19 protein-coding genes are annotated in these 23,419 nt (G+C 73.1%); 6 read left to right on the top strand and 13 right to left on the bottom strand.

Annotated elements, in window-relative coordinates; genetic code table 11:
- Window positions 1-409: 409 nt before the first annotated feature.
- A complete protein-coding gene (locus tag ACWCPN_RS09545; protein WP_451203801.1) occupies window positions 410-1,417 on the bottom strand; it encodes a stage II sporulation protein M in 1,008 nt (335 codons plus the stop codon).
- A 143-nt stretch (window positions 1,418-1,560) separates the two neighbouring features.
- Between ACWCPN_RS09545 and ACWCPN_RS09540 the strand changes: the two genes are divergently transcribed.
- Window positions 1,561-2,586: an RDD family protein gene (locus tag ACWCPN_RS09540; RefSeq protein ID WP_451203799.1), complete on the top strand. Its 1,026-nt coding sequence runs from the start codon at window positions 1,561-1,563 to the stop codon at window positions 2,584-2,586.
- Window positions 2,587-2,601: 15 nt separating this feature from the next.
- On the opposite strand, the gene ACWCPN_RS09535 is transcribed toward ACWCPN_RS09540, so the two are convergent.
- From ACWCPN_RS09535 to ACWCPN_RS09500, 8 genes are all read right to left on the bottom strand, one after another.
- On the bottom strand, window positions 2,602-3,213 hold the full coding sequence (locus ACWCPN_RS09535; protein ID WP_451203797.1) for a hypothetical protein: 612 nt from the start codon (window positions 3,211-3,213) through the stop codon (window positions 2,602-2,604).
- 176 nt (window positions 3,214-3,389) lie between these two features.
- Window positions 3,390-4,847, bottom strand: coding sequence for an adenosylhomocysteinase (gene ahcY, locus ACWCPN_RS09530; RefSeq protein ID WP_451203795.1), 1,458 nt, complete (start codon window positions 4,845-4,847; stop codon window positions 3,390-3,392).
- Between the two features lie 250 nt (window positions 4,848-5,097).
- Window positions 5,098-6,078, bottom strand: a complete 981-nt coding sequence (locus ACWCPN_RS09525) for a cation diffusion facilitator family transporter (RefSeq protein ID WP_451203793.1) — start codon at window positions 6,076-6,078, stop codon at window positions 5,098-5,100.
- 132 nt (window positions 6,079-6,210) lie between these two features.
- Window positions 6,211-7,362 (bottom strand): mannose-6-phosphate isomerase, class I, encoded by a 1,152-nt coding sequence (gene manA / locus ACWCPN_RS09520; protein WP_451203791.1) that lies wholly within the window; start codon window positions 7,360-7,362, stop codon window positions 6,211-6,213.
- A gap of 136 nt (window positions 7,363-7,498) precedes the next feature.
- The gene (locus ACWCPN_RS09515; RefSeq protein WP_451203789.1) at window positions 7,499-8,626 is read right to left on the bottom strand and encodes an SIS domain-containing protein; all 1,128 of its coding nucleotides are present in this window, start codon (window positions 8,624-8,626) and stop codon (window positions 7,499-7,501) included.
- A 111-nt stretch (window positions 8,627-8,737) separates the two neighbouring features.
- Window positions 8,738-8,908, bottom strand: a complete 171-nt coding sequence (locus ACWCPN_RS09510; protein WP_007382472.1) for a Trm112 family protein — start codon at window positions 8,906-8,908, stop codon at window positions 8,738-8,740.
- A 153-nt stretch (window positions 8,909-9,061) separates the two neighbouring features.
- The gene (locus ACWCPN_RS09505; protein WP_451203787.1) at window positions 9,062-10,426 is read right to left on the bottom strand and encodes a phosphomannomutase/phosphoglucomutase; all 1,365 of its coding nucleotides are present in this window, start codon (window positions 10,424-10,426) and stop codon (window positions 9,062-9,064) included.
- Window positions 10,427-10,591: 165 nt separating this feature from the next.
- The gene (locus tag ACWCPN_RS09500; RefSeq protein WP_451203785.1) at window positions 10,592-11,071 is read right to left on the bottom strand and encodes a DUF3499 domain-containing protein; all 480 of its coding nucleotides are present in this window, start codon (window positions 11,069-11,071) and stop codon (window positions 10,592-10,594) included.
- Window positions 11,072-11,404: 333 nt separating this feature from the next.
- On the opposite strand from ACWCPN_RS09500, the gene ACWCPN_RS09495 reads away from it, so the two are divergent.
- Window positions 11,405-11,788 carry a metallopeptidase family protein gene (locus ACWCPN_RS09495; protein ID WP_199210780.1) on the top strand — a complete coding sequence of 128 codons (384 nt, stop codon included), beginning with the start codon at window positions 11,405-11,407 and terminating at the stop codon, window positions 11,786-11,788.
- Window positions 11,789-11,920: 132 nt separating this feature from the next.
- On the opposite strand, the gene ACWCPN_RS09490 is transcribed toward ACWCPN_RS09495, so the two are convergent.
- The 3 genes from ACWCPN_RS09490 to ACWCPN_RS09480 all read right to left on the bottom strand — a co-directional run bounded on the left by ACWCPN_RS09490 (window position 11,921) and on the right by ACWCPN_RS09480 (window position 17,526).
- Window positions 11,921-13,429, bottom strand: coding sequence for a DUF5719 family protein (locus ACWCPN_RS09490; protein WP_451203783.1), 1,509 nt, complete (start codon window positions 13,427-13,429; stop codon window positions 11,921-11,923).
- Window positions 13,426-17,049, bottom strand: a complete 3,624-nt coding sequence (locus ACWCPN_RS09485) for a glycosyltransferase (protein WP_451203781.1) — start codon at window positions 17,047-17,049, stop codon at window positions 13,426-13,428. Before ACWCPN_RS09485 ends, ACWCPN_RS09490 begins: the two co-directional genes overlap by 4 nt.
- A gap of 213 nt (window positions 17,050-17,262) precedes the next feature.
- On the bottom strand, window positions 17,263-17,526 hold the full coding sequence (locus ACWCPN_RS09480) for a WhiB family transcriptional regulator (protein ID WP_003975777.1): 264 nt from the start codon (window positions 17,524-17,526) through the stop codon (window positions 17,263-17,265).
- A gap of 669 nt (window positions 17,527-18,195) precedes the next feature.
- Here ACWCPN_RS09480 and ACWCPN_RS09475 point away from each other — a divergent pair.
- From ACWCPN_RS09475 to ACWCPN_RS09460, 4 genes are all read left to right on the top strand, one after another.
- Complete coding sequence (locus ACWCPN_RS09475; RefSeq protein WP_451203779.1) at window positions 18,196-18,702, top strand: cysteine dioxygenase; 507 nt, start codon at window positions 18,196-18,198, stop codon at window positions 18,700-18,702.
- 33 nt (window positions 18,703-18,735) lie between these two features.
- A complete protein-coding gene (cofD, locus tag ACWCPN_RS09470) occupies window positions 18,736-19,695 on the top strand; it encodes a 2-phospho-L-lactate transferase (protein ID WP_451203777.1) in 960 nt (319 codons plus the stop codon).
- On the top strand, window positions 19,692-20,999 hold the full coding sequence (locus ACWCPN_RS09465) for a coenzyme F420-0:L-glutamate ligase (protein WP_451203776.1): 1,308 nt from the start codon (window positions 19,692-19,694) through the stop codon (window positions 20,997-20,999). The genes cofD and ACWCPN_RS09465 overlap by 4 nt, the downstream gene beginning before the upstream one ends.
- 81 nt (window positions 21,000-21,080) lie before the next feature.
- Window positions 21,081-22,103 (top strand): DNA-3-methyladenine glycosylase family protein, encoded by a 1,023-nt coding sequence (locus ACWCPN_RS09460; RefSeq protein ID WP_451203774.1) that lies wholly within the window; start codon window positions 21,081-21,083, stop codon window positions 22,101-22,103.
- Window positions 22,104-22,326: 223 nt separating this feature from the next.
- Here ACWCPN_RS09460 and ACWCPN_RS09455 read toward each other — a convergent pair whose 3' ends face one another.
- On the bottom strand, window positions 22,327-23,409 hold the full coding sequence (locus ACWCPN_RS09455) for a sugar phosphate nucleotidyltransferase (RefSeq protein WP_451203772.1): 1,083 nt from the start codon (window positions 23,407-23,409) through the stop codon (window positions 22,327-22,329).
- Between the last annotated feature and the right edge of the window lie 10 nt (window positions 23,410-23,419).

The following is a 23,419-nucleotide window of genomic DNA, read 5'->3' as shown; positions in this document are numbered from 1 at the left end:
GGCACGCTGTTGAGTTCTCAAGGAACGGTCGCTTCCTTTGTACTCACCCTCGCGGGCTTTCCTCCGGGCGCTTCCCTTCGTTCTTGCGTTTCCGACTCTATCAGATCTTTTCTCGACCCGATTTCCTCGGTGCTTTCCAGGTTCCCGCTTTCGCGTTTCCCTTTCCGGCGGTTCCGACTTTATCAGAAGTTTTCGGCCGGTCTGACCGGCTGCTCATTTCTGAGTAATTCGGAAGGGTGCTTCTCTGGGCCGCGTCCGCGACTCTCGGGAAGCTAGTAGATTCTAAACGATCAGCCCCGAGCCTGTCCAGCTCTAGGCAACTGTTCAAATCTACCTCCCCACTCCGTCCGTGTCAACGGCTCTTGCGGGGCGATGGAGAGACTAGCAGCTCAGAGGCCGTGGATGCACATCAGGCGGCCGTGGGCACGGTGGAGCTGCGCTCGGCCGCCTCGATGTCACCCGTCTCGCCGGCCCGCACCGCGCGGCCGCCTAGGACGAAGACGTACGCCAGGAATGCCAGCTCGGCCGCGATACCGATGCCGATACGCGCCCAGGTGGGCAGGCCCGACGGGGTGACGAAGCCTTCGATGGCGCCGGAGACGAAGAGGACGAGAGCGAGGCCGATCGCCATGCCGACCGCGGCCCGCCCCTCCTCGGCGAGCGCCACGCGGCGGCTGCGCGGCCCGGGGTCGATGACGGTCCAGCCGAGCCGCAGCCCCGTGCCGGCGGCGACGAAGACCGCGGTCAGTTCGAGCAGGCCGTGCGGAAGGATCAGTCCGAGGAACGTGTCGAGGCGGCCGGCGGACGACATCAGGCCTATGCCCACGCCCAGATTGAGCATGTTCTCGAAGAGGATGAAGAGCACGGGCAGACCCAGGAAGATCCCCAGGACCAGGCACATCGCCGCCGCCTGGGCGTTGTTCGTCCAGACCTGGGCGGCGAAGGACGCCGCGGGATGGCTCGAGTAGTAGGTCTCGTACTCGCCGCCGGGGCGGGTCAGCTCCCGCAGCTGGCTGGGGGCCGCGATGGTCGACTGCACCTCCGGGTGGGTGCCTATCCACCAGCCCAGAAGTATCGCGACGGCGGTGGAGACGAGCGCGGTGGGCACCCACCAGCGACGCGCGCGATAGACCGCGGCGGGGAATCCCCGCCCCAGGAAACGCGTGACGTCGCGCCATGACGCGCGGCGGGTGCCGGTCACGGCGCTGCGCGCGCGTGCCACCAGTTGGCTCAGCCGGCCCGTCAGCTGGGGGTCGGGAGCGCTGGACTGGATGAGGGAGAGGTGGGTGGCGGTGCGCTGGTAGAGGGAGACGAGCTCGTCCGCCTCGGCTCCGTCGAGACGGCGCCCACGGCGGAGCAGGGCGTCGAGGCGGTCCCATTCGGCGCGGTGCGCGGAGACGAAGACGTCCAGGTCCATGGGGTCCGCCTGCTCCTCGGCTGGTCGTCCACAGCTCGTCGTGGATCCTCTGAGTGCCGTCAGCTTGTCGTACTGCGGCGCGATGCGCCCTCAGCTTGGCAGACTTGCGGTTCACGGGGCAGGCCAGGGGAAGGACGACGGGCGTGAGTGAGCTGGTGACCGGCGAGGCGGTGGCGCTCGAATTGCGGCCCGCGAAGCTGCCGAGCAGGGCGTTGGCGGTGCTGCTCGACCTGGTCGTGGCCGTGCTCGTGTACATCGCCGCCACTCTGGCGCTGGTGGCGGCGACGTCCTCCCTCGACGAGGCCGCTCAGGTGGCTCTGTCGATCGCCACCTTCCTGCTGGTGCTGGTGGGCGGGCCGATCGCGGTGGAGACGCTCAGTCACGGCCGCTCGCTGGGAAAGGTCGTCTTCGGACTGCGGGTGGTTCGGGACGACGGTGGCCCGGTCCGGTTCCGGCACGCTCTGGTGCGGGGTGCCATCGGCGTGGTCGAGATCCTGATGACCTTCGGGGTGGTGGCCTGCATCGCCTCCCTGGTGTCGGCGCGGGGGCGGCGGCTCGGCGACGTGTTCGCGGGCACCCTGGTCGTGCGCGAACGGGTTCCCGCCGGGCAGGCGGGTCAGGTGCCTCCGCCGCCGCCGTGGCTCGCGGGGCGGTTCGCCGAGCTGGATCTGTCGGCCGTACCGGACGGGCTGTGGCTCGCGGTCCGGCAGTACCTGACGCGGATGGGGCAGCTGGATCCGCGGGTGTCCTGGGAGATGGCGCAGCGGCTCGCGGCGGACGTCGCGGCTCGTACGGGCGCGCCCGCGCCGCACGGCGAGCACCCGGCGGCGTTTCTGGCGGCCGTGGTCCAGGAACGGCAGTCCCGCGAGGCCCGGCAGGCGTTCGGCGCGGCCGGGTCCGCCGCGGCGGCGGGCTCGTCCTCCCCCTCTGCCTCCGGAGCGCCCACGGAGCCCGTGGGGTCCTCGGCGGTCGGCGGTGGTGCGTCCTCCGGCTTCCGGCCGCCGGCCGCGCAGCCGCCCGCGCCGAACACGTACCGGTACCCGGCCGATCAGTCCCCGGCCGGCGCTGAGCCGCGGGTTCCCGTCACGCCCTCCGCGCCGTCCGCCCCGGTGCGCCCGGACGAGCCGCCGGCCGACCGCCCCGCCACCGGATTCGCGCCGCCGGCCTGAGGCGCCCGCGTCCGCTCAGTCGAACAAGGACGGCGGTGACTGGAGGTCCTCCAGCTCGATCCCGGGCGCGGACAGGACCACGTCCCCGGCGATGTGCACGGTGTGCCTCTCGCCCGTGTCCAGGTCGGTGACCTGGTATTCGTCCACGGCCAGGGGCCCGTTGTCAGTGGCGTGTGCTTCGCTGTCCACCAAGGTCCAGGACTGGTCCAGGGTGCGGGGGGCGAGGACCGGGCCGGTGAAGGACACGAGGCGCACGCGGGTCGCCGTGGAGGGGGTGAGGCGCAGGAGACGGGCGGTGGCGACCAGGAACGCGGGGGACGTGCCGGTGAAGGCGTGGGCGCGCACATTGCCCTCGGTGGCCTCGGTTCCGGTGGCGTCGGTGCGGACCCAGGTGACGCCGTCGAGGGCGGCGCCTCGCACCTGCCAGCCACCCGCGTGCAGTTCGAGGCGGATGGGGCGGCCGAGGTCGTCCAGGGTGAGGTCGACCGAGCCGCGGTGGTCGCCGGCGGGGGTGGTCAGCTGGGAGACGTAGCGCCAGCCGGAGGGGCCGGGCGCGCACTGGAAGTGCTCTTCCGCGACGGGGGTGTGATCGTGCGGATCGTGGAGCGAATATCGGCCGCGTGGCATGGGGGTCCTGGGTCGTGACGGGCCGGCGGTCCGGCTGAGGCTGCTGGTCCGGTCCGGGGCCAAAGGGGCAGGCCCCCGGCACGGGGGTGCGGGGGCCTGCCTCTGCGGTTCTGCGGGCCTGCCGGCGGGGAGCGCGGCGGCGGGCCGGTGCGCTCCCCGGCGGGCGGGGCCGCGGATCAGTAGCGGTAGTGGTCCGACTTGTACGGGCCCTCGACCTCCACGCCGATGTAGGAGGCCTGCTCGGGGCGCAGCTTGGTGAGCTTCACGCCGAGCGCGTCCAGGTGGAGGCGGGCGACCTTCTCGTCGAGGTGCTTGGGCAGCACGTAGACACCGGTCGGGTACTCGTCGGGCTTGGTGTACAGCTCGATCTGGGCCAGGGTCTGGTCCGCGAAGGAGTTGGACATCACGAACGACGGGTGACCGGTGGCGTTGCCCAGGTTCAGCAGGCGGCCCTCGGACAGCACGATGATGACCTTGCCGTCGGGGAACTTCCAGGTGTGGACCTGGGGCTTGACCTCGTCCTTGACGATGCCCGGGATCTGGGCGAGGCCGGCCATGTCGATCTCGTTGTCGAAGTGACCGATGTTGCCGACGATCGCCTGGTGCTTCATCTTCGCCATGTCCGACGCGAGGATGATGTCCTTGTTGCCGGTGGTGGTGACGAAGATGTCAGCGGTCTCGACGACCTCGTCCAGGGTGGTGACCTGGTAGCCGTCCATCGCCGCCTGCAGGGCGCAGATCGGGTCGATCTCGGTGATGATCACGCGGGCGCCCTGGCCGCGCAGGGACTCCGCGCAGCCCTTGCCCACGTCGCCGTAGCCGCAGACGACGGCGGTCTTGCCGCCGATGAGGACGTCGGTGGCGCGGTTGATGCCGTCGACCAGGGAGTGGCGGCAGCCGTACTTGTTGTCGAACTTCGACTTGGTGACGGCGTCGTTGACGTTGATCGCCGGGAAGAGGAGGACACCGTCGCGCTGCATCTCGTACAGGCGGTGGACGCCGGTGGTGGTCTCCTCGGTGACGCCGCGGATCTCCGAGGCGAGCTGGGTCCACTTCTGGGGGTTCTCGCCCAGGGTGCGGTGCAGCAGCTGGAGGATGACGCGGTGCTCGTCGGACTCGGCGGTCTCCAGGCCGGGGACCTTGCCGTCCTTCTCGTACTCGACGCCCTTGTGGACGAGGAGGGTGGCGTCGCCGCCGTCGTCGAGGATCATGTTCGGGCCGCCGGTGGCGCTGTCAGGCCAGGTCAGCGCCTGCTCGGTGCACCACCAGTACTCCTCCAGGGTCTCGCCCTTCCAGGCGAAGACCGGGACGCCCTGCGGGTTGTCGGGCGTGCCGTTCGGGCCGACGGCGATGGCGGCGGCCGCGTGGTCCTGGGTGGAGAAGATGTTGCAGGAGGCCCAGCGGACCCGGGCGCCGAGGGCGACCAGGGTCTCGATGAGGACGGCGGTCTGCACGGTCATGTGCAGGGAGCCGGTGACGCGGGCGCCGGCGAGGGGCTGGGCCTCGGCGTATTCCTTGCGGATCGCCATCAGGCCCGGCATCTCGTGCTCGGCGAGGGTGATCTCCTTGCGGCCGAACTCGGCCAGGGAGAGGTCGGCGACCTTGAAGTCCTGTCGGTTGTCGACAGTCGTCATTGCGAGCTGCTCCTCGGGGTTGGGGCGAGGTGGGTACGGCTGGTCTGCGCGGCGACGGACACAGGGGTGCCCGAGAAGAGGACACAGGCATGCCCGCGTACGCGCAGCGCAGTCCGTCGGAGGCCCTCTCTCCCTCGGCCGGTCCGCTGCGGGACCGCCCGACCGCCATCAGCAGCGACGTCTGGCTCCGTCCCAAGCTACACCGGGAGACGGGGGAGCCCCCAGTCCGCCTTCGAAGAGTTCCCGTCAATCAGTGGCCGGCGGCGTGCGGGGTGGGGCCACCCGGGGTCGCCTCCGGGTCCGGGCCCTTGGCGGCCTCGGCCTCGCTGTAGATGTCGGGTTCCAGGTAGATCACGCGGGCGATGGGGACGGCGGCCCGGATGCGGGCCTCGGCCGCGTTGATGGCGTTGGCGATCTCGCCGGCCGTGTCGTCGTGCTGGACAGCGATCTTGGCGGCGACCAGCAGTTCCTCGGGGCCGAGGTGGAGCGTGCGCATGTGGATGACGCCGGTGACGGCGGCGCCGTCGACGATCGCGGCCTCGATCTTCTTGACGTCCTCGATGCCCGCGGACTCGCCGAGCAGCAGCGACTTGGTCTCGGCGGCGAGCACGAGGGCGATGCCGACCAGCAGGACACCGATACAGACGGTGCCGATGCCGTCCCAGACGCCGTTGCCGGTGATCAGTGCCAGGCCGACGCCGCCCAGGGCGAGGACCAGACCGATGAGCGCGCCGAAGTCCTCGAGGAGGACGACGGGCAGTTCGGGGGCCTTGGCGCGGCGGATGAACTGCGACCAGGACAGCCTTCCGCGCAGTTCGTTGGACTCCTTGATGGCCGTGCGGAAGGAGAAGCCCTCGGCGATGATCGCGAAGACCAGGACCCCCACCGGCCAGTACCAGTGCTCGACCGGGTGGGGATGGGTGATCTTCTCGTAGCCCTCGTAGATGGCGAACATGCCGCCGATGGAGAACAGGACGATCGAGACGAGGAACGCGTAGATGTAGCGCTCGCGGCCGTAGCCGAAGGGGTGCTGGGGGGTCGCCTCGCGCTGTGCCTTCTTGCCGCCGATGAGCAGCAGGAACTGGTTGCCGGAGTCGGCGAGCGAGTGGACACCCTCGGCGAGCATCGACGACGAGCCGCTGAACGCGAACGCCACGAACTTCGATGCCGCGATCGCGAGATTGGCACCGAGTGCCGCCACGATCGCCCTGGTACCGCCTGACGCGCTCATGTGTCCGCGTTGTCCCTTCGCCCTCGTCCGTCTACGCCGTCCAGGCGTGTACCCGTCTTTGCCCGTGCTTTGCCGGTGGGCCATTGTTGCAGCCCGTCCGGGTGGCGGCGCGTCAGGTGTCCACAGTCCCGGTCATACGATCACAGTGGCCCGGAAGACGGTGCCCGCACCGGACACCTCGGCCTTCTCCCCCGCCGGGACGAAGACCGACTGGCCGGGGGCCAGCTCGTGCTCACCGGCCTGGACGGACCCGGCCGTGCAGAGCAGGATCTGCGGGGTGTCGAGGGTGAGGTCGTGGGCGCTGCCGCCCTCGGACAGGGCGAACCGGGAGAGCCGGAACTCGTCGATCGGGGTCTCGTAGACCTCCTCGCCGTCCGGGGACGCCTCGGGGCGCAGCACGCCCGCGTCGCCCGCCTCGAAGCGGACGACGCGCAGCAGTTCGGGGACGTCGACGTGCTTGGGGGTCAGGCCGCAGCGCAGGACGTTGTCGGAGTTGGCCATGATCTCGACGCCGAGGCCGTCGAGGTAGGCGTGCGGGATGCCGGCGCCGAGGAACAGCGCCTCGCCGGGCTGCAGGCGGACGTGGTTGAGGAGCATGGCCGCGATGACGCCGGGGTCGCCCGGGTAGTGGTGGGCGAGGCCGGCGTAGGGCGCGTAGTCCCCGCCGAGGCGGGTGCAGGCGGCGGTGGCCTCGGCGACCGTGTGCGCCATTTCCTGCGGGTCGGCGGTGAGGACGGCGGTGAGGACCTCCCGCAGTGCCGCGTCCTCGGGGTGCGCGCGCAGCAGGTCGACGTACGGCTTCAGGGAGTCGACGCCGAGCCCGTCGAGCAGGGCGGCCGCCTCGGCCGGGGCGCGGAACCCGCACAGGCCGTCGAACTCGGTGAGCGCGCAGATCAGTTCGGGCTTGTGGTTGGCGTCCTTGTAGTTGCGGTGCGGGGCGTCGACGGGGATGCCGCGCCGCTCCTCGTCGGCGAAACCCTCCCTGGCCTGCTCCAGGTCGGGGTGCACCTGGAGGGAGAGGGGCGCGCCCGCGGCGAGGATCTTGAGCAGGAACGGCAGCCGCGGGCCGAACTTCGCGACCGCCGCGGCGCCCAGTTCCCGTTCCGGGCCGGCGTCGATCACCTCGACGAGCGTCCCGCGCGCCGTGCGCGAGGGAGCTCCCGGGTGGGCGCCCATCCACATCTCCGCCTGCGGTTCGCCGCTCGGTTCGACGCCGAGGAGGTGCGGGATGGCGGTGGTGGAACCCCAGGCGTAGGGGCGGACGGTGTTGTCGAGGCGGTCCATGTGGTTTCTCTGTCTCCGTACGTACGCTGCTCGGCCGGCGCCGGCACCGGGTGGTGCGCCGGTGCCGGCCGGTGTTCCGCTGGTGGGTCGCGGGCGGTCGGTCCGGGCGGGCCCGGGTGCGACGCCCTGAGCCAGATCAGGCCCCGGAAGCGAGCGCCAGGTAAACGGCGGCGAAATCCGTGACGGCGATCAGTTCCGCGAGGGTCTCCAGCTCGTCGCCCTCCTCGGGTTCGAGTTCGCTGATCGGCGTGTCGTGGCTGAGCGCCAGGTCGCGGGCGGCGGGGGCGGCGGTGAGGCCGCCGATCGGGCGGTCGCGGAGCAGCACCACGCGCGCGTGCAACGCGGGCGGCTCCTCCACTCGGTCGCGGAAGAAGTCGCCCGGGTCGGCGCTGGCCGCGAGCGGACCGGCCAGCAGGGCGCTGTGCGCGGCGAGCGCCTCGGGGAGCTCGGCGACGAGGGCGGGGCGGCCGGCGAGTTCGGCGAGGGCGGCGGCGAAACGGCGGCCGGCCGGACCGGTCCCGGGGCCCTCCGTCCACACGACGGGGAGCGCGTCGGCGAGTTCGGCGGCGAGGGTCTTGGCCGGGTTGCTGTACGCCGCGATGGCGGGGCCGCAGCGCTCGGCGATGTGGTCCAGGCGGTCGGCGACCTTCTCCAGGGCCTCCGGCGCCGCGCCGAGCAGGCCGATGCGGTCCAGCAGGGCGAGCAGCGGGGTGAACAGGGCCCAGAACACGCCCGGGGAGGACGCGGCGAGGGGTTCTTCCTGGTCGTAGGGCGCCGTCGCCATCGGTACGAACATTCCGTGCGCCGCGGCGATCGCCTCGGCGAGCGGGGTGCCGGCCGGGGCGACGGCGACGACCGAGCAGCCGCGGCGGTAGGCCTGCTCGGCGAGCAGGGAGAGGCTGGGTTCGGTGCCGTCCGGGGTGGCGATGAGCAGCAGGTCGACGGAGCCGACCCAGCCCGGGATCTCCCAGCGCAGGGCGCCGGCGGCGGGGGCGACGCCGGTGGGCGCCAGCCGGATGACGGGGCTGCCGGGGCCGGCCAGGGTGCCGAGCAGGTCGGCGGTCTGGGTGGCGGCGGCTCCGGGGCCCGCGATCAGCACGGCGCGGGGGCGGCCGTCGGGCTTGAGCTCGGCCACACCGGCCTCGGCGGCGTGCCGGACGGCGGTGCGTACGCGGGCGCCGGCCTCCGCCGCGCCGCGGAGGAGGCCGCGGCGGTCGGCGTCGGCGAGTCCCTCCGGACTGTCGAGCAGCGATTCGTCGAGCATGGGCGGCAGCCTCCGATCGCCGGGGTCCTGTGCGGGGTTCGAACGCGGGGTGGGCGCCTCGTCGGTGCGCGGCGGTGGCGCCGCGGTGCGTGCGGGGCGGGAGCGCCTCGGTTACGCGGGGCGGCGGGCCTCGTCGACGAGCAGGACCGGGATGCCGTCGCGGACCGGGTATGCCAGGCCGCAGTCCTGGCCGGTGCAGATCAGCTCGGTGTCCTGCTCCTTGAGGGGGGCGTGACAGGCGGGGCAGGCGAGGATCTCCAGGAGGCCGGCTTCGAGCGGCATGAGGGTGTCCCTTCGGGGGCGGAAGTTCAATTGCCGATGTGCTGGTCAGCGTACCGCTGGTGGCGGTGTCGGGCCGGGCCCGCGGGTGCGGCCGGGGGCGCGCTGCCCGCTGGACCCGGGTTCGCCCGCCCCGATGCGGGGCGGGCGGGTGGCTCAGGCCCTGATGATCGCCAGGGCCTCGTCGCGGATCCTGGTCATCGTCGCCTCGTCCTTGGCCTCCGCGTTCAGGCGCAGCAGCGGCTCCGTGTTGGACGGGCGGACGTTGAACCACCAGTCGGCGGCGGAGACCGTGAGGCCGTCGAGGTCGTCGAGGGTGATGCCGGGCCGGCCCTCGTAGGCGGCGCGGATCGCGGCGAGGCGGGCGGCCTGGTCGGCGACGGTGGAGTTGATCTCGCCGGAGCCCCGGTAGCGGTCGTACTGGGCGGTCAGGGCGGACAGGGGGCCGTCCTGACCGCCGAGGGCCGCGAGGACGTGGAGGGCGGCCAGCATGCCCGTGTCGGCGTTCCAGAAGTCCTTGAAGTAGTAGTGGGCGGAGTGCTCGCCGCCGAAGATCGCGCCGGAGCGGGCCATCTCGGCCTTGATGAAGGAGTGCCCGACGCGGGTGCGGACGGGGGTGCCGCCGTTCTCCCTCACCACCTCCGGGACGGTGCGGGACGTGATCAGGTTGTGGATGACGGTGCCCTCGCCGCCGGTGCGGGCCAGCTCGCGCGCCGCGACCAGGGCGGTGATCGCGGACGGGGAGACGGGGTCGCCGTTCTCGTCCACGACGAAGCAGCGGTCGGCGTCGCCGTCGAAGGCGATGCCGAGGTCGGCGCCCTCCGCCGGGACCCGCTTCTGCAGGTCCACGATGTTGGCCGGGTCGAGGGGGTTGGCCTCGTGGTTCGGGAAGGTGCCGTCCAGTTCGAAGTACATCGGCACGAGGGTCAGGGGCAGGCCGGCGAAGACCGTGGGGACCGTGTGGCCGCCCATGCCGTTGCCGGCGTCGACGACGACCTTCAGGGGGCGGACGGCGGTGAGGTCGACGAGGGAGCGCAGATAGGCCGCGTAGTCCTCCAACGTCTCGCGCGCGGTGAGGGTTCCCGGCTCGGCGGCCGGCTCCGGGGTGCCCGACTCCAGCCAGCGCTCGACGAGTTCGCGGATCTGGGCGAGGCCCGTGTCCTGACCGACCGGGGCGGCGCCCGCGCGGCACATCTTGATGCCGTTGTACTGCGCCGGGTTGTGGGAGGCCGTGAACATCGCGCCCGGGAGGTCGAGCGCCCCCGAGGCGTAGTACAGCTGGTCCGTCGAGCACAGGCCGATCTCGGTGACGTCCACCCCGCGTTCGGCGGCGCCGCGCGCGAAGGCGCGGGACAGGCCGGGGGACGAGGGGCGCATGTCGTGGCCGACGACGATGGCCGTCGCGTCCGTCACCTCGGCGAAGGCGGCGCCGAAGAGGGCGGCCAGCGGCTCGTCCCACTGGTCCGGGACCACTCCGCGTACGTCGTACGCCTTCACGATCTGCGACAGATCAGCAGTCACGGCCAACCCTCCTGAAGTCCTATGGGTGCCCACAAACTACCCGTCGGGGGTGAGTGGCAGGTGCGCGGACACCCGGCGGACGGGCAAGTGGGCGGCAAGGGGCGGGCAAGTCGGCGCGTGGGCCGCCCCGGTGGGTGCCGGATCGGTTCTCCGCGGAGCGGTGACTCAGTTGTCCGGCGAGCGCAGGATGCGCAGATGCCCGCGGCGGGCGACTTCCATGGGGTCCGGGGTACGGGCCCCGCCGCCGCCCGCCTCGGCCGCCCGCTGCTGGGGGCGGGCCGCCTCGCGCACGGCGTTGGCGAGGGCTTCGAGGTCGTCCCCGCTGGGCCGCGCGGGGGCGGAGCCGTCGAGGAGACGGACGACCTCCCAGCCGCGGGGCGCGGTGAGACGCTCGGAGTGCTCGGCGCACAGGTCGTAGCAGTGGGGTTCGGCGTAGGTGGCGAGCGGGCCGAGGACCGCGGTCGAGTCGGCGTAGACGTACGTCAGCGTCGCGACGGCGGGTCGGCCGCAGGCGGTGCGCGAACAGCGACGTACAGGGCTCACGACGATGGACGGTACCGCACTCTTGAGCGGGCCGCGACGACTCTCCTCCAGGTCACGCCACCGTGTCGAACTGTGAGACGCCCCACAGGCACCTCTCAACATGCCTTGCTGACCTGCGGGGACGGGACCGGGCGGGGTCATGGGCGAGGAGGCCTTGGGTCACGACTCGGCACAAACATCGTCAATTGCCTTGAGTCAACCGGTCTTGGAGGGTTACGGAAACTGGCCAGACCTTGGCTGGAATGTTCAACATCTGACAGGTCCGGTGACACGCGTCGTGCCGCGCCGGGGGGCACGGAGTGCCGGTGGCCGGTTGCCGCGTGGGGTCGGGCGGGCGGAGCGTGCGGGGACTAGGCTTCTGCGGTGATGGACAACCGTGTACCGCCCCGCGCCACCGGCCCCGGGCCCCGTCGCCGTGATCGCCACGGGCGGGGCATGCGTGGGCCGATCGCGCCGCCGCAGGTGCCGCTGGCGGCCAGCAGGGCCGAGGTGTTCGCGGACCTGGTGCAGGACTCCGTGGAGCGGCTCGAGCGGCGGTGGCCGCAGCTGGCGGACATGGACTTCCTGGTGCTCGAGGTGCCTCGGCTGGAGGGGCGGGGTACGGACGTCTGGGCCGACGAGGCCGTGCCGCTGGGCGGGATCATCCCTGCGCGGGACGGGCGGCGGGCCCGGGTCGTGGTGTACCGGCGACCGGTGGAGATCCGGACCAAGGGGCGGGACGAGCGGGCCGCGTTGGTGCACGAGGTCGTGGTGGAGCAGGTGGCGGAGCTGCTGGGGCTGACCCCGGAGACGGTCGACCCCCGGTACGGGGAGGACTGAGGCCCCCGGAGCCGGACGGGCCCGCCGGACCGGGCCTGTAGGGCCCCGCGTCGCAGCCCGCCCGGGAGCATGCGTGCCCGCGCGGCCGGGCGGCTCGGACGGCCGTGGCCGCGCGGGCGTGCGCGTCCCGGGTCACTTCTGGAGGAGGGACAGGTCCTCTTCCGTCCGGGGGACCGAGACCAGGCCTCGGTCGGTGGGGAGGGTCTGGACGGTGAAGGCGGGGACGCCGGCCGCCGTGGACGTGAGGGTGCGGGAGGCGTACAGCGGGCCTCCGGAGACCGGTTCCACCGTCAGGGCGTAGGTGCCCTTCAGACCGGACGGGACCAGGGCCGGGATGTCCTGCGTGGTCCCCGACTTGATCGTGACGGTCTTCGTGACCGGGGTGCCGCCCTCGCTGCCCGCCGACGCCGTGACCTTGACCGTGGTGGTGGCCGTGGGCGCGGTCAGGGAGAGGGTCGAGGTCTTGCCGCGGTTGTCGGCCGAGGTGGCCCGCTTGCCGACGGGGGCCGTGGCGGGGATGAAGGCCGTCTCCTGCTTGGCCCCCTTGCCCCGGACCACCCGGAGGGCCGCCACCACGGGTACGGACTGGTCGGTGGGCGTGAGCACCAGGGAGCCCGCCTCGCCACGGGTGACGTCGCCGAGGTCGGCCGCGGTCGTCATCCCGGCCTTGACGTGCAGGGTCTCGTTCCCGGCGGGGGTGATCAGGCCGTCGGGCGAGGCCAGGCGGACCTTGAGGTCCGCGTCGGCGTCACCGGGGGTGAAGGCGATCAGGCGGACATCGGTGGCGTCCTTGGGGATGCCGGGCAGGACCAGGCTGCCGGACGGATCGTCCGCCGCGGCCAGCCAGTCGCCGCCCACCTTGTCGTCCAGGGCCTGGACCGCCGCGCCGACCCGGCCGCTGCGCACGCTGACGTGCACGGCCAGATCGGTCTGCCGTTCGTCGGTGAGCGTGGAGAGCAGGATCGGCTCGCTCCCGTGCGGCGGGATCGTGAAGCCGTCCGTGACCGAGGACTTGATCGCGCCGTCCTTGCCGTACAGCTCGATGTCGACGACGGCGGCCGAGTCCTCGGGGTTGGTGAGGTGCACGTAGTCGGTGCGGTCGGCGGCCGTGCTGGCGCCCGGGAACCAGAACTCGGTGTCCGGGGCGGTGCAGTTGACGCCCTGCAGGCCGCGGCCCGTACCGGCGACCACCTCGGTGGTCTCCTGCACGGTCCAGCCGGGCGCGTACCTGCCGTCGGCGGTGCCGACCTGGGCGGGGGTGTCGGAGCCCGAGGTGTCGCCGGTGGCCGGGGCGCCGGGGTTCTTCGGCGTCAGGAGCGGCTTGGCGGGCTTCCGTTCGGCATCCCCGCCCTTCTTCGACCCGCTGGTGCCGTCCGCCGACTGCTCGGTGGCCGCCTGGAGTTGCGCCTTGCCGCCGCTCGCCGTGCCCTTCGTGACGGGCGTGAACGACGTGTACGAGGTGTCGGCGATGTCGGAGGAGCTGGGCGCGGGGCACAGCAGGCTGGTGCGCTCCACGGGCAGTTCGGCGGCGGCCCCGGCCGGGGCCGAGCCGGACGCGGACGGGGTGTCGAGCGCGGCGAAGGCGGTGACGGCGGCCAGCGCGGTCGTGCAGGCGATCAGGGACAGGGTGGTGCGGTTCACTGCTGGCTCCCGTCGGGGCGCTCGCTGCCGGTGCCGTACTGCTGCTGGGCCGGGTCGTAACCCTGCTGGTACGCCTGCTGGTCGTAGCCCTGCTGCTCGGCCGTGCCGCCGTGGGCGTAGGGGTCGTACTGGCCGTTCTGGTACGGGTCGGGCTGGTACGCCTGCTGGTCGTAGGCCTCGGCCGGGTACTGCCCGGCGTCCTGGTACTGGCCCGTGCCGTAGTGGGCGTAGTCGCTGCCCGCGTAGTCCCACTCGCCGTACGCCGGCTGCTGGGGGACGGCCGCCGGGACCTCCTGCGGAGGTGGCGGCATCTCGTCGGGGGCGGGCTGCTCCGGGACGGCCGCCTCCTCGGCCTGGGCGCGCAGCCGGCGGGCGCGGCGGCCCTCGCCGGCGGTGGCCTGGGCGGGCGGCGGCTGCTCCTCGGGCAGGTCGTCGTCGATGTCACGGCGACGGCCGGGCAGGGCGAGGACGATCAGGACGACGGCGAGCGCGCCCTGGGCCCACAGCCAGGCGGTGTGGGTGATCGGGTCGTCGTGCACGACGTCCAGCCGGCCGCCGCTGGAGGGCAGTTGGAAGCCCTGCGCCCAGCCGTCGACCGTGGTGGGCGTGAGCGGCTCGCCGTCCAGGGTGGCCGTCCAGCCGTCGGAGACCGCGTCGGCCAGGCGCAGGACCCGGCCGCCGGAGCCGGCGGGGACGGTGGTGTGGATCTCCACGGGCCCGGCGGCGACTGACCGGGCGGTACCGGTGCCGCCCGCGGGCACGATGGTGGCGCGGGAGACCTGCTGGTCGACGCGCCACAGGGCGCTGCCGTCCTGCTGGCTGAGCCGGCTCAGGCCGGGCGTGGCGTCCAGGACGCGGGTGATCTCGCGGGGCGCGCCCTTGTGGACGAGGACGTAGCGCACGGCGAAGCCGCCGAGCTGGCCCGCCTGGTCGGCGCCGGAGCCGGCGACGAGGTTGGCGACGACCTTGTCGAGCCTGGCGTTCTCCCCGTCGGTGGCGGCGAGTTCGGCGTCTCCCATACGGGCGCCGGAGCCGCGGACCAGGCTGTAGCGCACGTGTGCGGTGGAGTCGCTGTCCAGGACCAGGGTGCGGGCCTGGTCGCGGGTGGCGGCGTCCTCGGCGACGAACGCGGGGACCTGCACCGGGTCGCGGCGCTCCAGCGGGCCGTCGGCACCGCCGATCATCCAGCCGGCGGCGACGAGCAGCGGGCCCGCGGCCGAGGCGAAGGCGATCAGGGCGGCGACGGGCTGGCGCCAGCCGAAGCTCTGCTCGGCGACGCGCGCGCGTGCCCCGTCGGCGCCGAGCGCGGCGGCGGCCAGCAGCGCGATGCCGTAGACGAGGGTGGCCGGTCCGGCCCACGTGGAGTGGTTGGACAGGACGGCGAAGACGAGGCCCACCAGGGCGACCGCCCAGGCGGTCCGGATGCCCAGCTGACGTTCGGAGCGCAGCAGTGCGGCCAGGGCGGCGAGGACGATGCCGATGAGCATCAGGCCGTCGACGGTCCCGGGGCCGCCTGGGCCGGCGCCAAGCAGGTCGAGCGCGGAGGCGCTGGAGGCGCCGTACTCCAGGCCGGCCTCCGTGAAGAAGCCGGTCGGGAGCAGGGTCAGCGACCAGGGGGCGAGGATCAGCAGCGGGGTGCCGAGCTGGGCGAGGAAGCGCAGGCCGTGTGCGACGAGGTCGCCGCGGCGCAGGACCAGCACACCGACGCCGAGGATCAGCGCGATGGGCCAGACGATCGGGGTGAACGCGGTGGTGATGGTGAGCAGCAGCGCGTACGCCCAGGTCGCGCGCCAGCTTCCGCGCGCGCCGGAGGCATGGGTCAGGCCGCTCGCGGCGATGCCCGCGCGCGCGATGAGCGGCAGCAGCACGGCGAGGACGGCGGTGCCGATGCGGCCGCCGGCCAGGGCGCCGGTCGCGGCGGGCAGGAAGGCGTAGGCGATCGCGGCCCAGGCGCGCAGCAGGCGGGAGGTGACGAGGGGCCGGGAGGCGAAGTAGGCGGTGAGGCCGGCCAGCGGAACCGAGCAGACCAGCAGCACGGTGACGGCGAGGCCGGTGGAGCCGAAGAGGATCGAGGCGAGGGTCGCGACGACGGCGAGGTAGGGCGGTGCGGCGGCGGTGCCGCCGGCGCCCACGGGGTGCCAGGCGTCCAGGTAGCGGGACCAGAGGTCGCCGGCGCTCGCCGGGGCGGGCAGCAGGGCGCCGCCCGCGAGGGCGCCGCCGCCGAGCAGGGCGCGGCAGGCGACGAGGGAGACCAGGAGCAGGGCCAGGAAGAGCACCGGGCCGGGCCTGCGGGCGATCCGCTTCAGCCGGGCGAACTGCTCGATCTCCAGGAAGTCGGCGTCGTCACCGCCGGGCCCGGACTCCACGGCGCCGCCGTGCCGGCCGGCGGAGGAGGTCTCGCTGTCGGAGCCGCCGGAGAAGTTGCCCGCGACCTGCTCCACGGTGGCGCGGATGGTCGCCCCGGGCGGCGGGAAGAGCCGGCGCAGCTCGGTCCTGTCGATCCGGGAGGGGCCGCGGTGGCGCCGTCCGGCGAGGATCCGCTCGGGCCGCAGCAGGGTTCCCAGCAGACCGCGGATCTCGTCGACGGCCTGCCCGGGGACCTTGCCGACGAGGTAGGCGACGGTCCTCAGCAGGGTGCCGAGGACGAGCCGCAGCAGCACCCAGGGCAGCGCGGCCGTGCGGGTGTTGACGAGCAGGGTGTAGATGGCGCCGGCCTTGTCGACCTTGTGCGGGGAGGCGGCGGTGCGGCCCACGCAGTCGACGGTGCGGCGCTCGCGGGAGGCCGCCTCGGCGTGCCGTACGACCGCCTCGGGTGCGACGAGGACCCGGTGGCCGGCCGCGTGGGCCCGCCAGCACAGGTCGACGTCGTCGCGCATCAGGGGCAGCCGGCGGTCGAATCCGCCGAGCTGCTCGAAGACGTCGCGGCGGACGAGCATGCCGGCGGTGGAGACGGACAGCACGGTGCGGACGTGGTCGTGCTGGCCCTGGTCCTGTTCCCGGCGGTCCAGGCCGGTCCAGCGGCGGCCGGAGTTGGCGATGGAGACGCCGACCTCCAGCAGTTGCCTGCGGTCGTACCAGCCGCGCAGCTTGGGGCCGACGATCGCCACGTCGTCGCGGCCGAGTTCGAGTTCGTTGTCGACGACCCGGAGGAGCTGGGCGAGGGCGTCGGGTTCGGGGGCGCAGTCGTCGTGCAGCAGCCAGAGCCACTGGACGGGTTCGCCGTGCGGCAGTTCGGGCAGGTCGTAGGCGTCGTCGCGCCACGAGCGCGTGACCGGGTCCCAGCCGCTGGGGCGCCTGAGGTAGGGCAGCTCGTCGGGGGTGAGGAGGGGGGCGATGCGGCTCGCCTCCTCCACCGCCTGGCCGAAGCCGGTACGCCGGGCCAGGTGCAGCACGCGGTCGTCGCCGAGGGCGTCGGTGACCAGCTGGGCGGAGTCGTCCGCGCTGCCGGTGTCGGCCGCCACCGCGTTCTGGACGGGGCGCTCCTGGCCGAGCAGCCCGGCCAGCGCGTCGGGCAGCCAGCGGGCGCCGTCGTGGGAGACGAGGACCGCGGTCACCACATGACGCGGGAACTCAGGGTGGGCAGCCGGGTCTTGAGCTGCCGTATGGCTGTGCACGGACATCGAGGTACGGGCCCCGGTTCGATGGACTGCGGTGGACGCCTGTGCCCCGAGGGGACAGCGGGGCGTCTCGGACGAGCGACCACACTATCGGCTGACCATGACGACGGCCCGCCGCCTGTGGATAACCCACGAGCGACGGGCCGTTCGCGACGTATGCGGGGGCGCCGTCCGGCCGCTCGCCGGTGCGGCGGCCGAAGGGTGACCGGGCGCCGGTCAGACGGCGGCCTTCTTCAGCCGGCGGCGCTCACGCTCGGACAGACCGCCCCAGATGCCGAAGCGCTCGTCGTTGGCGAGGGCGTACTCGAGGCATTCGGAGCGCACCTCGCAGGCGAGGCAGACCTTCTTCGCCTCTCTGGTCGAGCCGCCCTTCTCGGGGAAGAAGGACTCGGGGTCGGTCTGGGCGCACAGTGCGCGCTCCTGCCAGCCGAGTTCCTCGTCCGCGTCGTCGACCAGCAGTTGCTGCACCAGCTCGGTCATGTGCGCCCCTCGTCTGTCTTCACGTCCCCGTGCGTAGCCGCTACCGATTTCGGCTGAACGACACGAGTGAAATTACAAGTGTGCTGCTCCGGGCGAGTCAAGCCGAGATCTGCTATTGAGCCCGTTATTCACTCTGCGGAACCAAGGCCATGCGGAAAGTGTTCAAATCGCCATAAACCCTGACACACAGAAAAAGGCCCGGAGGGGGCGACGGACCCGCACGGTTCCCTGTACGGAGAAGGACGCCCCCGCGTTCGATCCCGTTCCGGCGAGGCTCGAGCGCTCGGTTGTGCGCCATGTGTCCCGGGATCCGGGTGAACAAACCTTTCACCTGACAGATGAACCGGATGAGGTGAACCATGTCGCACTTTCCGGGCGTCGAGTTGACAGTCCGGGTGTCAGCCGCTGTCCTAGTGGGCATGCTCGCGAACTTGGCACCCGTCTCGACCCGCACCGCCGGGTCCCTCGGTGCCGCACGCGCGCGCTGTAGCTGTTGTTGCTGTCCCAGCTGTTGAGCCCATCGCGCTCCGGCTGCTCCCGAGTCCATCCCGGCTCGGCCGCGTTTCCCTGTCCCTGACCCTCATCCGGGACACCTCTCCTCGCCCGTGACCCGGGCGGACGCAGAGCGACACCCAGCCCCCACTCTCCGCCGAGGAACCCCCTCACCCGATGAACAGCGACAACGACCTCCAGATCGCCGGCGACATCCTCGAAGTCCCGCACCTGCTCCAGCCGCCGCGCGAGCACCCCGCCACCGTCGCCGAGTTCGTGGGCCTCGCCCGCGCCATCGCCGCCGACCGCTCCCAGTGGGCGCACCTCGTCCGCTACGACGCCACCACCCGCTGGTACCACCGGCTGCGCACCGGCCCCGGCTACGAGGTCTGGCTGCTGTCCTGGGTGCCCGGACAGGGCAGCGGTCCGCACGACCACGGCCGGTCCTCCGGTGTCCTCACCGTTCTGGAGGGGACGCTGACCGAGCGCACCGGACGGGGCACGCGCGCGCTGGCGGCCGGCGCCCAGCGGGTGTTCGCGCCCGGTTACGTGCACGACGTGGTGAACGACGCGCTGGAGCCCGCGGTGAGCCTGCACATCTACCACCCGGGCCTGACCGAGATGCCGATGCACGACTCCCCGCACTGCGAGGCACGGACCGGACCGCGTCCGGTGACTGCCTGACACGATGCCGTACCCGCCTGCGAGAATCGGCCCATGCGCATTGTGGTTCTGGCAGGCGGCATCGGTGGTGCCCGGTTCCTGCGCGGTCTGAAGCGGGCCGTGCCGGACGCGGACGTCACGGTCATCGGCAACACCGGCGACGACATCCACCTCTTCGGGCTGAAGGTCTGCCCGGACCTCGACACGGTGATGTACACGCTGGGCGGCGGCATCAACGAGGAGCAGGGCTGGGGGCGGACGGACGAGACGTTCCACCTCAAGGAGGAACTGGCGGCCTACGGGGTCGGCCCGGAGTGGTTCGGGCTCGGCGACCGGGACTTCGCCACCCACATCGTGCGGACGCAGATGCTGGGCGCCGGCTTCCCGCTGAGCGCGGTCACCGAGGCGCTCTGCGACCGCTGGAAGCCGGGGGTGCGACTGGTCCCGATGACCGACGACCGCGTGGAGACGCACGTGGCCGTGGAGATCGACGGCGAACGGAAGGCGATCCACTTCCAGGAGTACTGGGTGCGGCTGCGCGCCTCGGTCCCGGCCGAGGCGGTCGTGCCGGTCGGCGCCGAGCAGGCCAAGCCGGCACCGGGCGTCCTGGAGGCCATCGCGGAGGCGGACGTCATCCTCTTCCCGCCGTCCAACCCGGTCGTGTCCATCGGCACCATCCTGGCCGTGCCCGGCATCCGTGAGGCGATCGCGGAAGCGGGCGTGCCCGTGGTGGGCCTGTCCCCGATCGTCGGGGACGCGCCGGTGCGCGGGATGGCCGACAAGGTGCTCGCCGCCGTGGGTGTGGAGTCCACGGCCGCCGCGGTCGCCGAGCACTACGGCTCGGGACTGCTGGACGGCTGGCTGGTCGACACCGTCGACGCGGGCGTGGTGGAGCGGGTCGAGGCGGACGGGATCCGCTGCCGGGCCGTGCCGCTGATGATGACCGACGTGGACGCGGCCGCGCAGATGGCGCGGGAGGCGCTGGCACTGGCCGAGGAGGTGCGGGGAGCGTGAGCGGTCAGCGCCCGGAGTACCGGGTCTGGGCCCCGTCCGGGATCGCCGAGGTGCAGCCGGGCGACGACCTGGCCAAGCTGATCGCCGCCGCCGAACCCGGGCTGGCCGACGGGGACGTGCTGCTCGTCACGTCCAAGATCGTGTCGAAGGCGGAGGGCCGCGTCGTCCGGGCGGACGACCGCGAGTCCGCGATCGACGCGGAGACCGTGCGGGTGGTGGCCCGGCGCGGCCCCCTGCGCATCGTCGAGAACCGCCAGGGCCTGGTGATGGCGGCCGCCGGCGTCGACGCCTCCAACACCCCCTCCGGCACCGTGCTGCTGCTCCCCGAGGACCCGGACGCCTCGGCGCGCGCGATCCGCGACGGACTGCGCGACACCCTCGGCGTCCGGGTCGGTGTCGTCGTCACCGACACCTTCGGCCGGCCCTGGCGCTCGGGACTCACCGACGTCGCGATCGGCGCCGCCGGAGTGCGTGTGCTGGACGATCTGCGCGGGGGCACGGACGCGCACGGCAACCCGCTCAGCGCCACCGTCGTCGCCACCGCCGACGAACTGGCCGCCGCGGGCGACCTGGTCAAGGGCAAGGCCGCCGGACTCCCGCTCGCCGTGGTGCGCGGGCTGCCCCACGTGGTGGACGGCGAGGACGGCGAGGGTGCGCGGGCACTGGTGCGTACCGCGCGGGACGACATGTTCCGGCTCGGCACGTCCGAGGCCGTGCGGGAGGCCGTGACCCAGCGCCGTACCGTACGGGCCTTCACCGACGAGCCCGTGGACCCCGGGGCGGTCCGGCGCGCGGTGGCCGCCGCGGTCACCGCGCCCGCCCCGCACCACACCACGCCCTGGCGGTTCGTGCTGCTGGAGTCCCGGGAGTCGCGGGTACGGCTGCTCGACGCGATGCGGGACGCCTGGATCGCCGACCTGCGCCGGGACGGCAAGAGCGAGGAGTCCATCGCCAAGCGGGTCCGGCGCGGGGACGTGCTGCGCAACGCCCCCTACCTGGTCGTGCCGTGCCTGGTCATGGACGGCTCGCACACCTATGGGGACGCGCGGCGGGACGCCGCCGAGCGGGAGATGTTCGTGGTCGCGACGGGCGCCGGCGTGCAGAACCTCCTGGTCGCGCTGGCCGGCGAGCGGCTGGGCTCGGCCTGGGTGTCGTCGACGATGTTCTGCCGGGACACGGTGCGCGAGGTGCTGGGACTGCCCGCGGACTGGGACCCCATGGGGGCGGTGGCGGTCGGCCATCCGGCCGGGGAACCGCGGCCGCGGCCGGAGCGGGACGCGGAGTCCTTCATCGAGGTCCGGTGAGACCTGTGTGCGCGGTCGCCTCCGGCGCCCCCGGCGACCGCCTAGTCTCTTAGGACGGCCCCGGCACCCTAGGAACCACCAGTGGCAGGACGATTCGCTCCGCGTCCCACGCGTACGACCGTGCGCGGCGGGCACGTCGGCGTACCCGCCGGCGCCGCCGCGGGGATACCGCGGCAGGCCGCGGGGCCGGCGCGGGTGCGGCGCTGGACGCCGGAGGGACCGCTCGATCTCGGGCTGGTGCTGGGTCCGCTGCGGCGCGGGCCCGGGGATCCGACGTTCCGGACCACACCGGACGGCTCCGTGTGGCGGGCCGCCCTGACACCGGCCGGCCCGGGAACCCTGCGGGTGCGCGCGTACGGCGGTGAGGTGCTCGGTGAGGCGTGGGGACCGGGCGCGCCGTGGCTGCTGGAGCAGTTGCCGCTGCTGCTGGGTGCCGCCGACGATCCGGACGCTTTCGTACCCCGGCACCGGGTGGTGGCGCTGTCCCGGCACCGGCGGCCGGGGCTGCGGCTGACGCGGACCGGGCTCGTGCTGGAGTCGCTGATCCCGTCGGTGCTGGAGCAGAAGGTCACGACCGACGAGGCGTACCGGGCGTGGCGGCTGCTGGTGCGGAGGTTCGGGGAGCCGGCGCCCGGCCCCGCGGGCGCGTTCGAACGGCCGATGTGGGTGATGCCCCCGGCGCGGACGTGGGCGCTGATTCCCTCCTGGGAGTGGCACCGGGCCGGGGTCGACGACAAGCGTGCCTCGACGATCCTGCGGGCCGTGCGGGTCGCCGCGCGGCTCGAGCAGGCGGTGGGGATGCCGGCGGTGGAGGCCCGGGCGCGGCTGGAGGTCGTGCCGGGGATCGGGCCGTGGACGTCGGCCGAGGTGGTGCAGCGCAGTCATGGGGCGGCTGACGCGGTGACCGTCGGGGATCTGCATCTGCCGGGCATCGTGGGGTGGGTGCTGGGCCGGAACCGGGACGCCGACGACGCGGAGATGCTGCGGTTGCTGGAGCCGTATGCGGGGCAGCGGCATCGGGCGGCCCGGCTGATCCTGCTGAGTGGGCAGGGACCGGCGCGGCGGGCACCGAAGATGCCTCGGGTGGACATCGGGTTGCTCTAGGGGGTGTCTCCCCGATCTTCGTGGATCAGGCCGCGGCGTCCGGTGCGGTGCCTCGGCGTGCGGCCGATTCGCCCTCGTACCGGGCGTACGTGGGCGGTTCGGCCGTGCGGCGAGGTGCCGTGGCAGTCGTCGCGGACCCACGAAGATCGGGGAGACGCCCCCTGGGACGGGGTGTCATGGCGTGGGCCCGGTGCCCGCGGTCCGGACGCAGGTCCAGGGTCCGTCACTGGTCCGAGGAGAAGCGGAGGGCGGCCGGGGGGATGTGGGCGTCGCACCAGACGCGGACCCCTTCGCGGAGTTCGTTGTCGGAGCCGACCACGGCGCCGTCGCCGACGACCGCGCCGGTGAGGACGGAGCGCTCGCCCACCCGGGCACGGCTGCCGATGAGGGAGTCGGTGATGACGGCGCCGGGCTCGATGACCGCGCCGGGCAGGATCGTCGAGCCGGAGACCCGGGCGTCCTCGGCGACGAACGCGCCCTCGCCGACCACCGTGCCGCCGGTCAGCTTCGCGTTCGGGGCGACGACGGCCGTGGGCAGCACCAGCCGGTCGCCGCAGCGGCCGGGGACGGCCGGTGAGGGAGCCCGGCCCAGGACCAGGTCGGCGGAGCCCCGCACGAAGGCGGCGGGGGTACCGAGGTCGAGCCAGTACGTCGAGTCCACCATGCCCTGCAGATGGGCCCCGGCGGACAGCAGGTCCGGGAAGGTCTCGCGTTCCACCGAGACCGGGCGGCCCGCCGGGATGGTGTCGATCACCGAGCGGCGGAAGACGTACGCCCCCGCGTTGATCTGGTCGGTGACGATCTCCTCCGGCGTCTGCGGCTTCTCCAGGAAGGCGAGCACGCGGCCGGTGTCGTCGGTGGGGACCAGCCCGTAGGCGCGCGGGTCCGTCACCTTCGTCAGGTGCAGGGAGACGTCCGCGCCGGTCGACTCGTGGGTGTCGATCAGGGCCCGGATGTCCAGGCCGGTCAGGATGTCGCCGTTGAAGATCAGTACCGGGTCGTCGGACCCGGAGCGCAGACGCGAGGCCACGTTGCGGATGGCGCCGCCGGTGCCGAGCGGCTCCTCCTCGGTGACGTACTCGATGTGCAGGCCCAGCGCGGCGCCGTCGCCGAAGTAGGGCTCGAAGACCTCGGCGAGGTAGCTCGTGGCGAGGACGATGTGCTCCACGCCCGCCGCTCTCGCTCTCGCGAGCTGGTGCGTGAGGAACGGCACCCCGGCCGCCGGGACCATGGGCTTGGGCGTGTGCACCGTGAGCGGACGCAGCCGGGTGCCTTTGCCGCCGACCAGGAGGATCGCTTCTGTCACCTGTCGTCTC

It is taken from the genome of Streptomyces sp. NPDC002386 (assembly GCF_053593175.1).
This window is presented reverse-complemented; position numbering and strand designations above follow the sequence as displayed.

What these genes read in the sequence shown, in the direction of transcription:
- ACWCPN_RS09485 (WP_451203781.1), bottom strand. Translation starts at nt 17,049, where the DNA reads ATGTCCGTGCACAGCCATACGGCAGCTCAAGACCCGGCTGCCCACCCT.
- ahcY (WP_451203795.1), bottom strand. Translation starts at nt 4,847, where the DNA reads ATGACGACTGTCGACAACCGACAGGACTTCAAGGTCGCCGACCTCTCC.
- ACWCPN_RS09525 (WP_451203793.1), bottom strand. Translation starts at nt 6,078, where the DNA reads ATGAGCGCGTCAGGCGGTACCAGGGCGATCGTGGCGGCACTCGGTGCC.
- manA (WP_451203791.1), bottom strand. Translation starts at nt 7,362, where the DNA reads ATGGACCGCCTCGACAACACCGTCCGCCCCTACGCCTGGGGTTCCACC.
- ACWCPN_RS09510 (WP_007382472.1), bottom strand. Translation starts at nt 8,908, where the DNA reads ATGCCGCTCGAAGCCGGCCTCCTGGAGATCCTCGCCTGCCCCGCCTGT.
- ACWCPN_RS09480 (WP_003975777.1), bottom strand. Translation starts at nt 17,526, where the DNA reads ATGACCGAGCTGGTGCAGCAACTGCTGGTCGACGACGCGGACGAGGAA.
- ACWCPN_RS09475 (WP_451203779.1), top strand. Translation starts at nt 18,196, where the DNA reads ATGAACAGCGACAACGACCTCCAGATCGCCGGCGACATCCTCGAAGTC.
- ACWCPN_RS09495 (WP_199210780.1), top strand. Translation starts at nt 11,405, where the DNA reads ATGCGTGGGCCGATCGCGCCGCCGCAGGTGCCGCTGGCGGCCAGCAGG.
- ACWCPN_RS09500 (WP_451203785.1), bottom strand. Translation starts at nt 11,071, where the DNA reads ATGTTGAGAGGTGCCTGTGGGGCGTCTCACAGTTCGACACGGTGGCGT.
- ACWCPN_RS09535 (WP_451203797.1), bottom strand. Translation starts at nt 3,213, where the DNA reads ATGCCACGCGGCCGATATTCGCTCCACGATCCGCACGATCACACCCCC.
- cofD (WP_451203777.1), top strand. Translation starts at nt 18,736, where the DNA reads ATGCGCATTGTGGTTCTGGCAGGCGGCATCGGTGGTGCCCGGTTCCTG.
- ACWCPN_RS09515 (WP_451203789.1), bottom strand. Translation starts at nt 8,626, where the DNA reads ATGCTCGACGAATCGCTGCTCGACAGTCCGGAGGGACTCGCCGACGCC.
- ACWCPN_RS09545 (WP_451203801.1), bottom strand. Translation starts at nt 1,417, where the DNA reads ATGGACCTGGACGTCTTCGTCTCCGCGCACCGCGCCGAATGGGACCGC.